This window comes from Brevundimonas abyssalis TAR-001, from assembly GCF_000466985.1.
GTDB classification, from domain to species: domain Bacteria; phylum Pseudomonadota; class Alphaproteobacteria; order Caulobacterales; family Caulobacteraceae; genus Brevundimonas; species Brevundimonas abyssalis.
Map to the genome: position 1 here is coordinate 21,472 of NZ_BATC01000011.1, position 13,440 is coordinate 34,911.

Sequence of the window (13,440 nt, forward strand, 5' to 3'; positions counted from 1 at the left end):
GTCCGTGAGCGTTTCCGGGCCTCAAGGTAAACGTTTACATCGAGGGGTCAACGCAAGGCGCCGGCCAGGCTTTCGGCGGTCAGTTCGGCCCAGCAGGCATAGCCCGCGTCATTCAGATGCAGCCCGTCCGGCCCGACGCCGCCGTTGTCCACGTCGGCCCAGCCGGTCATGGTCTCGAACCGGTTGAACACCCCGTAGCCGACGCGGCCCGCCTCCAGCGCGGTCAGGGCGGCGAAGGCGCCGAGCGCCGGGTTGCGGCCCCGGATGAAGTCCAGGTCGCGGTCCTCGGGCACCCGCTGGGAATCGATCACGATCACGTCCGCCTCGCTCTCGGACAACAGATCCTGACCCGCACGGAAGTCCGTCAGGAAGGCGTCCTCGGTCCGGTCCTGAAGCACGTCATTGGCGCCCAGCTGCCACAGGATCAGGTCGGGGTCGGCCGCCTCGATTTCGGCGGGAAACCGCGCGGCGGTCTGGCCCGCGTTCTCGCCGCCGATGCCCCGGTTTACGACCGTGACCTCGACGCCCGGCAAGCGCGCTTCCAGTCCGCGCTCAAGCAGCGGCACGAAGCTCAGGTCCGGCGCCGAAGCCCCTATGCCCTCAATGCTGGACGACCCCATGGCCAGGATGGTCAGGCGCCCGTCCGCAACCGCGGCGCGGGCGGCATCCAGCGGGCGGTTCAGCGTCAGAAAATCGGCGTCGGGCGGGCACTGGGCCATCGCCGGCGTCGCGGCGGCGGACATCACGAGCGCGAGAAGGATACGCATGGGGAAAGCCTCTTACTGTGGTCACCCTGCTCGAAGGGTCACCGTTCGTGAATGACGACGTCGATGCCAGTCTGCAACCGGCAGGCACAAGTCGGTACTGGACTGACAGCACCCCTTTTCCATTGCTCACGCCCGGCCTGCGAAACGTCGCCGGGTCCGGTATCCAGGTCAACGGGATGTCGTGCGAACCGCCTATGATGAAGGCGGCGGGCGGCCGGGACCGTCTAGCCGCCCGCCATCAGATGCGCGAAGGCGGCCATGCCCTCCGGGTAGTCGCGCCAGCCTCGCGGGCCTTGAGAGCATCCACCCGCGCGGTCAGGTCGTCGGGCCCGAAGCCGTCGGGCAGCCACTGGGCCTCGCCCTCCACGCGGGCGGCGAGGCGCACGCCGCCGGCGCCCGTGGTGACGGTCTCGCCGGTCAGCGGACAGTCGGGCGACATGAGCCAGCTGGCCACGGGGGCGACCCGCTCGGGGGACAGGCGGGCGGCCTGCTCGGGCGACAGGTATTCGCCGGTCATGCCGGTGTCGGCGAAAGGGGCGATGGCGTTGGCGGCGACGTTGCGGCTGGCCCCTTCCAGGGCGATGACGCGCATCAGGCCGATCAGGCCGGCCTTTGACGCCGAATACGCCGCCATGCCGTGAACCCCGTGCAGCCCGGCGGTGGACGTGGACACCAGAATCCGGCCGCCGCCCCTCTCGCGCATGTGCCTGTAGATGGGCAGGGTCGGAGTCAGGGTGCCGAAGAAATTGACCTCGAAATTGGCGCGGAATTCCTCGGCGGTCTGTTTGTGCAGGGTCGAGGCCTCGGGCGCGCCGGCGTTGTTCAGCAGGCCGTCGATGCGGCCGAAGGCGTCGAGCGCCGCCGCCAGCAGGCGCTCGCCGGAGTCCGCCTCCTCCACCGCTACGGGCGCGGCGACGGCGCGGCCGCCCCGGGCCTCGATCTCGGCCACCACAGCCTCGGCCGAGCCGGGCGCATCGGCGGGGCGGGGCCGGGTGTTGACCACCACCCGGGCGCCGCGCGCCGCCAGATCGAGGGCATAGGCGCGGCCAAGGCCCCTGCCCGCCCCGGTGACGACGATGACGCGATCCTTCAGGGCGCTCATGACGGTTTCCTCAGAGTGTCGGCGGCGCGGGCGCGCGGCCAGGGCAGGAAGCGGGGCGTGCGGGCGCAGTAGGCGGTCCAGGCTTCGCCGCGGGTGCGGGCCATGTGCGCCTCCTTGAACGGCGCGGCGGAAGCGTAGCCCATGAACCAGCCGGTGAAGAGCGGCGCGAACAGGGTGATCCAGCCCCACGGATGGGCCAGGGCGAACACGAACCACGCGGCCCACATCACCGTCTCGCCCAGATAGTTGGGATGCCGCACCAAGGCCCACACCCCGGTGTCCAGCAGGCGGCCGCGGTTGGCGGTGTCCGCCTTGAAGGCCGCCAGTTGCCGGTCAGCGAGGGTCTGTAGCGTGAAGCCGCCCAGCCAGACGGCGACGCCCGCGATGGCGAAGCCCCAGCGGGTGGTCCCGGAAACACTCTCCGGGACGGTCAGGGCGAAGACGATGGGCGCCGACCACAGCCAGAGGGTCACGCCCTGAAGCAGGTGCACCTGAAAGGCGCTCCACCACAGCCATCGTGACCCGTGGCGGGCCCGCCAGTGGGCGTAGGGCTGGCGCTCGGCGCCCATGTTGTGGCCCCAGGTCTGGATGATCAGCCGCCCGGCCCCGATCACCAGAAACACTATGAGCAGCAGGTCGGGTCCTGTGAGCGCGCGCCCTGAAGCCGCCAGGGTCAGGACCGCCACGGCCGCCGCCGCAGCGGGATAGCAGATGTCCATGACGCCGTGATTCCGGGCCAGAGTTCCCCACAGCCAGGCCACGGCCATCACGCCCAGCACCCCTGCCCCGCCAGGCAGAATCCAGATGTGGAGACTGTCGCGCAGGGCGGATTCCGGAGCGACCGCCGCCAGGCCGATGAACGCCAGTGGTGCGGCGGCGAGGCCGTAGTGCCAGGCCCGCCCGCGCGTCCCCGCCGGGATCAGGGCCAGCCACAGGACAGCCATGGCCGCCCATAAAACGCCGACCACGCCCATGGATGAAATGTCCGTCATTCGTCGCCCTCAATCACGCTTGCGTAAAAAGACTTGCAAAACTGGTTCATTAGCGCAAGCTACTCCTGCAACGAGCCCGTAAAGGGCCGAACACACCGGAGGGAATGTCTTGACCAGCATCAATATGCGCGGTTCGTCCTGGCGTCGGCGTCTGGCCGGCGTGTCGACGGCGGCCCTGGCCGTGACGGCCGGATTCGCCGCCCCGGCCGTCGCGCAACAGACCGAGCAGGCCCAGCCGGGCTCTGTCACGCTCGACGAAATCATCATCACCGCCCAGCGTCGGGAACAGGGCCTTCAGGAAGTGCCCATCGCCGTCACAGCCTTCAGTCAGGAGATGCTGGAGCGCACGGCCGCGACCGGTCTTCAGGACGTCGCGGGCAAGGCCCCGGGCGTCACCATGACCCAGTTCAACGTTGGCGAGCCGCAGATCTTCGTGCGCGGCGTCGGCACCACCAGCGACTCCGCCGCCAGCGACCCGTCCATCGGCGTGTCCATCGACGAGGTCTCCATCGGCCGCGCGGGCGCCAGCGCCCTGGCCTTCATGGATGTGCAACGAGTGGAAATCCTGCGCGGGCCCCAGGGCACGCTGTATGGACGCAACGCCTCGGGCGGGGCGCTGAACGTCTATACGAACCGGCCTGACTTCGCGCCCTTCGGCCAGTTGACGGCCCGGTATGGCAGCTTCAACGAGATGGGCCTGGAAGGCGTGTTCAATGGCGAGATCGCCGAGGACACCGCGGGCCGTATCGCCTTCCGCTTCAGCACCAACGACGGCTACGCCGAGAACGTGCTCACGGGCGCGGACCTGCATGGCGGGACGTCCTTCGGCCTGCGCGGCCAGGTTCTGCGCGAGGCCGGGAACTGGAGCTTCCTGGCAGGCTTCGACGGCAGCATGGAGGAGATGGACGGCCAGGCGCGCATTCCGGTCACCGTCGCCACGACCCCCGCGCCTTTCGTCGCCGTCATCAACAACCTGCGCGCCGGCCTCGACATCCGCGAGACCCTGAACCCGGACGCCACCTATCAGAACCGCACCAACTGGGGCATCACCGGCCGGGCGGAATGGCAGGGCGACAATTTCGGCTTCGTATCCCTGACCTCCTATCGCGACAACGACTACGACTGGCGCGACAATCTGGGCGGCCTGACCTATCCGGCCTTCCCCCTGCGGGTGGACAATCGAGCCGAAGAACAGGCCGACCAGTTCAGCCAGGAGTTCCGCTTCGTTTCGGCGGCGGATTCCAACATCAACTGGGTGGCGGGCGTCTATCTCTTCCGTGAGAACGTGGTCCGCACCGAGCGCTTCATTGTGGAGACCGCCCTGCCCATCGCCCCGCCCATTTTCGGCGGCGACACCACCTTCTTCCAGGATGCCACCAACACCAGCTATGCGGTGTTCGGTCAGGCGGCGATCCCCTTCGCGAGCATCTGGGAGCTGACCCTGGGCGCCCGCTGGACCCACGACGAGCGCGAAGTCCATCAGGTGGCTATCGACAACGACCTTGGTCTGAACGGGCCGCCGGGCATCCCCCTGGGACCGACGGGATCACCCTATGACGTCAGCGCCAGCACCACCTTCGAGGAGCCCACCTGGCGGGTCGCCCTGTCGGTGGAGCCCCTGCCGGACGTGCGCTTCTATGCGAGCTACGACCGGGGCTACAAGGCCGGCGCCTATATCAGCGCGGCCCAGACCGGCGCCCAGGCTGTGCAGCCGCTGAGCTCGGAACTGCTGGACAACTACGAGATCGGCGCCAAGACCACGGTGTTTGACGGACGGCTGCGCTTCAATGCGGCGGCGTTCCGGCTGGACTACACCGACCTGCAGGTCAATGAGCTGGCCGGACTGAACCTGGTCGCCTCCAACGCCCAGGCCGAGGTTGAGGGCTTCGAGATCGAGACGGCCCTGGCCGTCACCTCCGCCATCACCATCGGAGGATCGTACACCAGCCTGGACGCCCAGTTCACCTCGGACGCGATCTCGGCGGGCGGCACGCTGCCCTATGAGGGCAACATCCTGCCGCGTTCTCCGGAGAGCCAGTACACCCTCTACGCCGACGGTGAATGGCGTGTGGGGCAAGGCACCCTGGCCACGCGCATCGATTACCAATGGACGGACGACTACTTCTTTGACCCGTCCAACAACCCCGAGGTGCTGATCCCCTCCTACGGCCTGCTGAGCGCCTTCGCGTCCTGGGAGACGGACAACGGCTTCAAGGTGTCGGTCTACGGCAAAAACCTGACCGACGAGGAGTACCGCAACCACGTCATCAAGAACGTGGGCGTCGGCTTCAGCGTGTTCGGGCCGCCGCGCTCGTTCGGCATCGCCTTGAGCCGTACGTTCTGAGGTCACATCGAGACTGAAACCAGGCCGTCGCCGCATCCCCGCGGCGGCGGCCTTTTCGCGTCAGGGGGCGCCGCCCTTAGGCGCGGCTTCACGCTCGACTTCCCAGCGCACCCGACGCGGGTCGATGGCCCGGCCCGTCGACCGGTCGCAGACCACCGGCGAAAGAATCTCCCCCGTCGTCCTGCTCTTGAGCCGCAGGGGCGGGCTTTCATCCGGATACAGCCAGCGCTCGCTCCAGCCGTGCATGGCCAGAACGATGGGGTACATGTCGCGCCCGGCCTCGGTCAGGCGGTATTCGTAACGCACGGGCGCGTCCTGATAGGGTTTGCGCTCCAGCACCCCGTGCAGCACCAGACGCGACAGCCGGTCCGCCAGAATATTGGTGGCGACGCCCAGGGCGGCGTGAATCTCGTCAAAGCGACGCAGACGGAAATAGGCCGCCGACAGCACGGCCCAGCTCCAATAGTCGCCCATGATGTCGGTGGAGCGGTCGATGATGGGCCGGTCCGTCTCGATGGGCTGCGAGCGGCGTCTGCGCGAGGTCGGCGGGGCGATCGGCGTCATGGGCGCCGTGACCGCCCAGACCACATTGTCGATCCCCGCCGGGGTCCCATGCTCATAGCCCAGCACCACCGGCTCGAGCCGGTCTCCGGTCTGGCGGTCATAGAAGCGCAAGGCATAGCGCTCCTGCAGCGGCGAGCGGGCCCATTTCCGTTCCCACTGTCCCTGCATGACCGCCACGCCGAACATGTCCAGCCCCATGGCGGTGAGGCGGTACTCCAGCCTCGCCCCGCCTTCGGCCACAGGCCGGGTTTCGAGCATTCCGGCGGCCGTCAGGCGTTGCAGGCGGTCAGCCAGAACGCTGCGCGGCGCGCCGAGCTGATCGCGCCAGGCGCTGAAGCGGCGCACGCCGTAGAACGCCTCGCGCAGGATCAATTGGGTCCAGGCGTCGCCGGTGATGGCGAAGGCCCGCGCCACCGGATTGCCCATGATCAGGGCCCGCATGTCCGGCTCGTCCGCACGCTCTTCACTGGTCTGCATATCTCCCTCTACTCCAATTCGCGGCGGGGTCGAGGCGTGACGCCAACGCTTGCGTTAAGCGACCAAATGTCCGAAGGTCTGTTCTGAAAAGTTTCTGGAGGCAATTGCCATGGCCGACGACGCCGCCGCCGCACGCCGTATCGAAACCGGGCCGCTGAGCCCGCTGAATACGCTCAACCCCTATATCCAGGGCGCCTATGAGCCGGTCTCACGTGAGACCACGGCCATCGACCTGCCTGTGATCGGGGAAATCCCGCAGGATCTGCACGGCGCCTTCTATCGAAACGGGCCGAATCCCGCCCAGGCGCCCCAGGGCATGCACCACTGGTTCGACGGCGACGGCATGGTCCACGCCGTCTGGTTCGAGAACGGCAAGGCCGAGTACCGCAACCGCTACGTCCGCTCGGCGGACCATGTGGCGGACCTCAACGGCGGCTGCGGCGCGGGCGGGGTGATGGAGCCCTCCACCCGCGCCGATCCGTCGTCCACGCGCGGCGACAAGGTCTACAAGGACACGGCCAACACCGATCTGGTGCTGCACAACGGGTCGCTGATGGCGCTGTGGTACATCTCGGGCCATCCGGTGCGCATCGACGCGCGGACCCTGGAGACCATCGGGACCGAGACCTTCGGCGGAGCCCTGTCGCGCCACGTCTCCGCCCACTCCAAGGTGGATCCGAAGACCGGCGAGTTCGTGTTCTTCGACTATTCGCTCTACGAACCCTGGATGACCTTCGGCGTGGTCAGCCCGACCAATGAGCTGACCCATTTCGCCCGCGTCGAGCTGCCGGGACCGCGCCTGCCCCACGACATGGGTCTGACCGAGAACTACGTCATCCTGCACGACCTGCCGGTGGTGTTCACCGACGGCGGGCTGAAGCGCAGCACCTGGAACATCCATTTCGCCGACCAGCCGGCCCGCTTCGGCGTGGTCCCGCGCAACGGCTCGGGGGATCAGGTCCGCTGGTTCGAGACCGACAGCTGCTACATCTATCACGTGGTGAACGCCTGGGAGGACGGCGACGAGGTGGTCATGACCGCCTGCATGATGACGCCCAACGGCTTCCCGCCGAACCCGGAGTACGGCCCCTACGCCGCCATGGTGAACGTGCTGGCCCTGCACGCCGTGCCGGTGGAATGGCGCATGAACATGAAGACCGGCGAGGTGAAGAAGCGCCAGCTGGACGACCGCATCGGCGAGTTCCCGGTGGTCAATCTGGACTATGCCTCGCGGCCCACGAAGTGGTCCTATCACGTGGCCATGGCGCCCAGGGAGCTGCAGAGCTTCAAGGGCCTCATCAAGTACGACCTCGAGACCGGCGCCGCGCGGACCTGGGACTACCAGCCGTCGCAGTTCGGCTCCGAGCCCGCCTTCGCCCCGCGCGTCGGCGCGACGGCCGAGGACGACGGCTATGTCATCGCCTTCGTGACCGACGCCGAGACCGGCAAGTCCGAGGTGCAGGTGATCGATGCGCAGAACATGGAGGCCGGGCCGGTGGCGCGGGTCATCCTGCCGGTGCGTGTGCCCGCGGGCTTCCATGGCACCTGGCGCGCGGCGACCAGCTGAAGGCCGCCTGATTGATGAACGCCTACATCCACGACGCCGTCCGCACGCCCCGCGCCAGGGCCCGCCCCGACGGCGGGCTGGCGGCGCTGAAGCCCCACGAACTGATCGGCGGACTGATCGACGCCATCGAGACCCGCGGCCATGACGCCCGCGGAGCCGAGGCGCTGATCGTCGGCTGTGTCGGACAGGTTGGCGCCCAGGGCGCCAATGTGGCGCTGGTGTCCAAGCTGCACGCCGGCCTGCCGGACGAAACGGCGGCGTGGAGCATCAACAACTATTGCGTGTCGGGTCTGACCGCCATCGGACAGGCCGCCGACATGGTCCAGACCGGCCGCGCCCGCTCGGTGCTGGCGGGCGGGGTCGAGATGATGTCGCGCGTGCCGTTCATGGGCGACCGCGCCGACTATTACGCCGACGCGTCCTTCCCGGCCCGCACCCGCTATCTGCCGGTGGCCGTCGCCGCCGACCGGCTGGCCGAGGATGCGGGCGTGTCCCGAGCCGAGATGGATCAGGCGGCGCTGGTCTCCCAGTCCCGCACGGTCGACGCCGAAGGCGGCCCGCTGGTCGCCTCGCGCATCGCGCTGAACGGGCTGAACAGCGACGAATGCGCCCGGCCGACGACGCTGGAGAAACTGGGCAAGCTGCCCGCCGCCTTCGCCGAGATGGCCGCGCCCTATGCGGACGCCCTGGAAGGCCGGGCCATCGATCATCGACACACCGTGGCCCACGCCCCGCCCATGGCCGACGGCGCCGGGCTGACGCTGGTCTCGTCCGAGACCGAGGCGCCCGGGCGCGCATCGTGGCCCATGTGGAGGTCGGCGGCGATCCGGCCGCCTCCCTGACCGCAGGCTTCACCGCCATGGACCGGGTGCTGGAGCGGGCGGGCCTGACCCTGTCCGACATGGACCGCATCGAGTTCATGGAGGCCTTCGCCGTCACCATCGTCACCTTCCTGCGTGAGCGGGACGTGGATCCGGACAAGGTCAATGTAGGCGGCGGCCACCTGGCCAAGGGGCACCCCATGGGGGCCACGGGCGCCATCCTGCTGTCGTCGCTGCTGGACGCGCTGGACGCGTGCGAGGGCCGCTATGGCCTGGTGGTCGCGGCGGGCGCGCAAGGAGTCGGCTCGGCCATGATCGTCGAGCGCATGGGAGGCCGCTGATGGACGCCCGCTCGCCCGCGCCCCGCGACGCCGTCGTGGCCCGTCACGCGGACCTGATCGAAAGCGCGCTGGACGCCATCCGCACCCGCCGCGCCTGGTCGCCGTTCAAGGACTCGCCCTCGACGAAGATCCACGGCCCGGACAAGCCGGTGGCCGGAAAGGCCGCCTTCGAGGCGCAGCTGGGCCAGCGGTTCGCGCTGGATCTGCCGGGCGTCACCGAGTGGGTCGGGGCCGAGGTCTCACCCTATACGCAGCAGCCGTTGGGCGTCACCTATCCGGTCAGCACGCCAGAGGCCCTGATCGCGGCGGCGCAGGCCGCCATGCCGGACTGGGCCGCCGTCTCGCCCGACCTGCGCGCGGCGCTATGCGTCGAGATGGCGGTGCGGCTCTACGACGTCAATTTCGAGATGGCCCACGGCGTCATGCACGTAGCGGGGCAAAGCTACACCCAGGCCTTCAGCGGCTCGGGGCCCAATGCGCTGGACCGGGGCATCGAGGCCCTGGCCTATGCGGTCAAGGCCATGCGCGACGTGGCGCCGAACGGCCGCTACGAGCGCGACTTCGCGGGCGAGCGGGTGGTTCTGGACAAGACCTATTCCATCGTCCCGCGCGGCGTCGGTCTGGTCATCTGTTGCGCCAGTTTCCCCACCTGGAACGCCTATCCGGCCATGTTCGCCAGCCTCGCAACGGGCAACCCGGTGATCGTCAAGCCGCACCCCATCGCCGTGCTGCCCATGGCCATCGTGGTGCGCGAATGCCGCCGGGTGCTGGCGGACCACGGCTTTGATCCCAACCTCGTCACCCTGGCCGTGGACACGCTTGAGGCGCCCGTGGCCCAGCATCTGGTGGACCACCCGGCGGTGCAGATCGTCGATTTCACCGGCAGCCCCCGCTACGGCGGCCATCTGGAGCGCACGGTGACCGGCAAGCTGCTGTTCACCGAGACAGCGGGGGTCAACACCGTGGTGGTGGAGTCCGCCGGGGACATGGACGCCGCCGCCCGCGCCATCGCCCGCGCCTCGTGCCTGTTCTCGGCCCAGATGTGCACCAGCCCGCAGGTGATCTATGTGCGCCCGGATCTCGCCGACGCCTTCGGGCAGGCGCTGGTGGAGCAGATCGACGCCATCGCCGGCGATCCGGCGCTGGCCGCAGGGATCATGGGTGCCATCCAGGGCGCGGTCAGCCTGAAGGCCGTGGCTGATGTGCGCGCCGCCCTCGACCAGCATCCGAAGGCCCGCGTGCTGCGCGAGGCCGCGCCCTACGTCCACCCGCAGTTCCCCGAGGCGCGCACCCTGACGCCGCTGGTGGTCGCGGTCGACGGGTCAGACCCCGCCCTCTACGCCGAGGAACATTTCGGCCGGTGCTGTTCGTCGTGCGCATGGACGGCGATGCGGCGGTGGCCGAGGCGACCCGGCTGGCCCGCGAACATGGCTCGATCTCGTCCTATCTGTACTCCACCGACGAGGCCTTCATCGACCGCGCGACGCCGCTGTACGAGCAGGCGGGCGCCAATCTGACCGTCAATCTGACCGGCGCCATGTGGATCAATTTCGCAGCCGCCTACAGCGACTATCATGTCTCGGGGCTGAACCCGGCGGGCAACGCCTGTCTGGCCGACCTCGCCTTCGTCGCCTCCCGCTTCCGCATCGTCCAGCGGCGTCGCCCGGCGGCGGCATGACAGCGGATGTCTTCATCGCCGGGGTCGGCATGACGGCGCTGGGCAAGCGGCTGGATCAGAGCGTCAAATCACTGACCGCCAAGGCGGTGCAGGCCGCCCTGACCGACGCGGGCGCGGAAACCGCCCACATCCAGGCCGCCTGGTTCGCCAATACGCGCCAGCCCATGCTGGAGGGCCAGAACACCGTGCGCGGCCAGATCGCCCTGCGTCCGCTGGGCCTGACCGGCATCCCGGTGATCAACGTTGAAAACGCCTGCGCCTCGGGCTCCACCGCCCTGTGGCTGGCCATGCAGTGGCTGCGGTCGGGCGCCGGCGACATCGCCCTGGTCGCAGGGGCCGAGAAGATGGTCTGGCCCGACCGCCCGGAGCGGGTGGCTGCGGCCTTTGCGGGCGGGACAGACATCCACGACCGCGACGGCGTGCTGGCCTACATCCGCGAGATGGGCGGCGAGGAGCCGGGCGAGGGCCGCAGCCTGTTCATGGATCTGTACGCCGCCCAGGCTCGCGCCCACATGGCCCGGCACGGCACGACCCAGGCCGACTTCGCCCATGCGGCGGCCAAGAACCACGCGGCGGGCGCCCTGAACCCGCTGGCCCAATACCGCACCCCCATGACCGCGGAGCAGGTGCTGGCCGACAAGCCTATTGTCTTCCCCTTCACCCGCGCCATGTGCGCGCCCGTCAGCGACGGGGCGGCGGCCATGGTGGTGTGCAACAGGGCCGGGCTGAAGCGGCTCGGCGCCGCCGCGCGGGCCGTGCGGGTGCGAGGCTGCGCCCTCGTCAGCGCCTCGGCGCGCGAGGCGGCGGACATGGACAACCACATCGGCCGTCGCGCGGCGCTGGCGGCCTGGGAGCAGGCCGGCGTCGGACCGGACGACATCGACGCGGTGGAGGTCCACGACGCCACCAGCTACGCCGAAATCCAGCAGATCGAGAACCTGGGTCTGGCCCGGCCGGGGACCGCGGGCGAGCGGCTGCGGCGGGGGGACTTCGCCCTGGGCGGCCGCACCCCGGTCAACGCCTCGGGCGGTCTGGTGGCCAAGGGCCATCCGGTGGGCGCCACGGGCATCATCCAGCTGCACGACCTGACCCGCCAGCTGCGGGGCGAGGCCGGGGCGGCCCAGATCGAGGGCGCGCGCATGGCCGCGGCCGAGAACGGCGGCGGCTTTCTGGGCGTCGAGGAGGCGGCCACCGTGGTCACTGTTCTGGAGCGCGCCGCATGAACCCGGTCGGCGTGATCTATGACGGCTGGCGCGCGCGGGCCGACCGCCCTGCCCTGATCGACGGCGACCGGATCGTCACCCATGGCGAGCTCATCGCGCGAGTGGACGCCCTGGCTGCCGACCTCCACCGCCGGGGGCTGGACCGGGGCCGCCGCATCGGTCTGTGCGCGGCCAACAGCTGGCGTCATGTGGTCGCCTATCTGGCCATCCTGCGCGCGGGCGCCGTCTGGGTTCCGCTGAACCCCCGCAACGGCCCCGGCCTGAACGCGGACCTCCAGCGCCGCGCCGAGCTGGACATGCTGTTCGTCGATCAGCCCTCGCGGGAGCAGATCGCGCCCTGCGCCCGCCGTCTGGAGCTGGAAAACTGGGTCGACGCGGTCGAGCCCGGCTCGCCACCCGCCATCGACCACGACCCGGACGGCGTCTTCGCTATCAAGTTCACGGGCGGCTCGACCGGCAAGCCCAAGGGCGTGGTGCAGAGCCGGCGCAGCGCCATGGCGGCCCTGCGGTCCATGCAGGCCTATTACGGCTTCACCGCCGACGATGTGAATCTGGCGGTCGCGCCCCTGACCCACGGCTCGTCCCACTATGTGCTGCCGGTGCTGGCGGTGGGCGGGGCCCATGTGCTGATGGCCCAGCCGGACCGGGCGGCCATGCTGGACGAACTGAAGCACCGGGTCACCGTGGCCTTCATGCCGCCGACCCTGATCTATCTGCTGATGGAGGAGGCCGCTTTCGGGCCGGGGGACTTCACGGCCCTGCGCCACCTGACCTGGTCCGCCGCCCCCATGCCGCCTGCCCGCATCGAACAGGCGGTCGCGCGCTTCGGCCCGGTGCTGGGCGCCCTGTTCGGTCAGACCGAGGCGCCCATGACCATCGCCGCCCTGACGCCTGAACAGGTGGCGCGGCCGGAGCTGCGCGGCGCCGCAGGCTATCCCTTCCCCGACACGCCCGTCCGCGTGCTGACCGCCGGGGGCGATGTGGCGGACCAGGGCGAGGGCGAGATCCTGGTGGGCGGCGATCTGGCCGACACCGCCTATCTGGACGATCCAGACGCCACGGACGAGGCCCGCCAGGACGGCTGGCTCAGGACCGGCGATCTGGGACGGCTGGAAGCCGACGGCCTGCTGACCATTCTCGGCCGGTCGCGCGAGATGATCATCTCGGGCGGGTACAACATCTATCCCGCCGAGGTGGAGGCGGCCCTGGGCGCCCATCCGGCGGTGCGCGAGGCCTGCGCCTTCGGCGTGGAGGACCCGGTGTGGGGCGAACGGCTGGAGGCCGCCGTGGCCTACGATCCCGCCCTTGCCGACGAGGCCGCCCTCATCGACCATGTGCGCCGGACCATCGGCCCGGTGCGCACCCCCAAGACGCTGCATCCGCTGGCCGCCCTGCCCCGCAATCCGGTGGGCAAGGTGGTGCGCGGGGATGTGAGAACCCTGATCTACCCGGCGCCTCAATGACCGGGAGACAAAACGAGAGACGGAGGAAAACGCCATGATCGTCGTGCCGCAGGATCGCATACGCGACTACCGCGCAAAGGCTGGTGGGGTGACGACACCCT

General features: G+C 69.6%; 11 protein-coding genes. 7 read left to right on the forward strand and 4 right to left on the reverse strand.

Annotated features, from left to right (window positions below; all coding sequences use genetic code 11):
- Positions 1–47: 47 nt before the first annotated feature.
- The 3 genes from MBEBAB_RS04870 to MBEBAB_RS04880 form a co-directional block, all read right to left on the reverse strand.
- Positions 48–767: an SGNH/GDSL hydrolase family protein gene (locus MBEBAB_RS04870; RefSeq protein ID WP_045318886.1), complete on the reverse strand. Its 720-nt coding sequence runs from the start codon at positions 765–767 to the stop codon at positions 48–50.
- A gap of 238 nt (positions 768–1,005) precedes the next feature.
- Positions 1,006–1,869, reverse strand: coding sequence for an SDR family NAD(P)-dependent oxidoreductase (locus MBEBAB_RS04875; protein ID WP_021696827.1), 864 nt, complete (start codon positions 1,867–1,869; stop codon positions 1,006–1,008).
- Positions 1,866–2,861, reverse strand: a complete 996-nt coding sequence (locus tag MBEBAB_RS04880; RefSeq protein ID WP_021696828.1) for a DUF1295 domain-containing protein — start codon at positions 2,859–2,861, stop codon at positions 1,866–1,868. The genes MBEBAB_RS04875 and MBEBAB_RS04880 overlap by 4 nt, the downstream gene beginning before the upstream one ends.
- A gap of 109 nt (positions 2,862–2,970) precedes the next feature.
- Between MBEBAB_RS04880 and MBEBAB_RS04885 the strand changes: the two genes are divergently transcribed.
- The gene (locus MBEBAB_RS04885) at positions 2,971–5,205 is read left to right on the forward strand and encodes a TonB-dependent receptor (RefSeq protein ID WP_021696829.1); all 2,235 of its coding nucleotides are present in this window, start codon (positions 2,971–2,973) and stop codon (positions 5,203–5,205) included.
- A 60-nt stretch (positions 5,206–5,265) separates the two neighbouring features.
- On the opposite strand, the gene MBEBAB_RS04890 is transcribed toward MBEBAB_RS04885, so the two are convergent.
- Complete coding sequence (locus MBEBAB_RS04890; RefSeq protein WP_021696830.1) at positions 5,266–6,246, reverse strand: winged helix-turn-helix transcriptional regulator; 981 nt, start codon at positions 6,244–6,246, stop codon at positions 5,266–5,268.
- Positions 6,247–6,355: 109 nt separating this feature from the next.
- On the opposite strand from MBEBAB_RS04890, the gene MBEBAB_RS04895 reads away from it, so the two are divergent.
- From MBEBAB_RS04895 to MBEBAB_RS04915, 6 genes are all read left to right on the forward strand, one after another.
- Positions 6,356–7,813: a carotenoid oxygenase family protein gene (locus MBEBAB_RS04895; RefSeq protein WP_021696831.1), complete on the forward strand. Its 1,458-nt coding sequence runs from the start codon at positions 6,356–6,358 to the stop codon at positions 7,811–7,813.
- Positions 7,814–7,827: 14 nt separating this feature from the next.
- Positions 7,828–8,655, forward strand: a complete 828-nt coding sequence (locus tag MBEBAB_RS04900) for a thiolase family protein (protein WP_242397073.1) — start codon at positions 7,828–7,830, stop codon at positions 8,653–8,655.
- The gene (locus MBEBAB_RS17250) at positions 8,613–8,975 is read left to right on the forward strand and encodes a beta-ketoacyl-[acyl-carrier-protein] synthase family protein (protein WP_242397074.1); all 363 of its coding nucleotides are present in this window, start codon (positions 8,613–8,615) and stop codon (positions 8,973–8,975) included. The genes MBEBAB_RS04900 and MBEBAB_RS17250 overlap by 43 nt, the downstream gene beginning before the upstream one ends.
- Entirely contained in the window at positions 8,975–10,492 is a 1,518-nt protein-coding gene (locus tag MBEBAB_RS04905; RefSeq protein ID WP_021696833.1) for an aldehyde dehydrogenase family protein, read from the forward strand. Before MBEBAB_RS17250 ends, MBEBAB_RS04905 begins: the two co-directional genes overlap by 1 nt.
- 157 nt (positions 10,493–10,649) lie before the next feature.
- Positions 10,650–11,876: a thiolase family protein gene (locus MBEBAB_RS04910; protein WP_021696835.1), complete on the forward strand. Its 1,227-nt coding sequence runs from the start codon at positions 10,650–10,652 to the stop codon at positions 11,874–11,876.
- Positions 11,873–13,339: a class I adenylate-forming enzyme family protein gene (locus tag MBEBAB_RS04915; RefSeq protein ID WP_021696836.1), complete on the forward strand. Its 1,467-nt coding sequence runs from the start codon at positions 11,873–11,875 to the stop codon at positions 13,337–13,339. Before MBEBAB_RS04910 ends, MBEBAB_RS04915 begins: the two co-directional genes overlap by 4 nt.
- Positions 13,340–13,440: the final 101 nt, after the last annotated feature.

What these genes read in the sequence shown, in the direction of transcription:
- MBEBAB_RS04870 (WP_045318886.1), bottom strand. Translation starts at nt 767, where the DNA reads ATGCGTATCCTTCTCGCGCTCGTGATGTCCGCCGCCGCGACGCCGGCG.
- MBEBAB_RS04890 (WP_021696830.1), bottom strand. Translation starts at nt 6,246, where the DNA reads ATGCAGACCAGTGAAGAGCGTGCGGACGAGCCGGACATGCGGGCCCTG.
- MBEBAB_RS04895 (WP_021696831.1), top strand. Translation starts at nt 6,356, where the DNA reads ATGGCCGACGACGCCGCCGCCGCACGCCGTATCGAAACCGGGCCGCTG.
- MBEBAB_RS04880 (WP_021696828.1), bottom strand. Translation starts at nt 2,861, where the DNA reads ATGACGGACATTTCATCCATGGGCGTGGTCGGCGTTTTATGGGCGGCC.
- MBEBAB_RS04910 (WP_021696835.1), top strand. Translation starts at nt 10,650, where the DNA reads ATGACAGCGGATGTCTTCATCGCCGGGGTCGGCATGACGGCGCTGGGC.
- MBEBAB_RS04905 (WP_021696833.1), top strand. Translation starts at nt 8,975, where the DNA reads ATGGACGCCCGCTCGCCCGCGCCCCGCGACGCCGTCGTGGCCCGTCAC.
- MBEBAB_RS04900 (WP_242397073.1), top strand. Translation starts at nt 7,828, where the DNA reads ATGAACGCCTACATCCACGACGCCGTCCGCACGCCCCGCGCCAGGGCC.
- MBEBAB_RS04915 (WP_021696836.1), top strand. Translation starts at nt 11,873, where the DNA reads ATGAACCCGGTCGGCGTGATCTATGACGGCTGGCGCGCGCGGGCCGAC.
- MBEBAB_RS04875 (WP_021696827.1), bottom strand. Translation starts at nt 1,869, where the DNA reads ATGAGCGCCCTGAAGGATCGCGTCATCGTCGTCACCGGGGCGGGCAGG.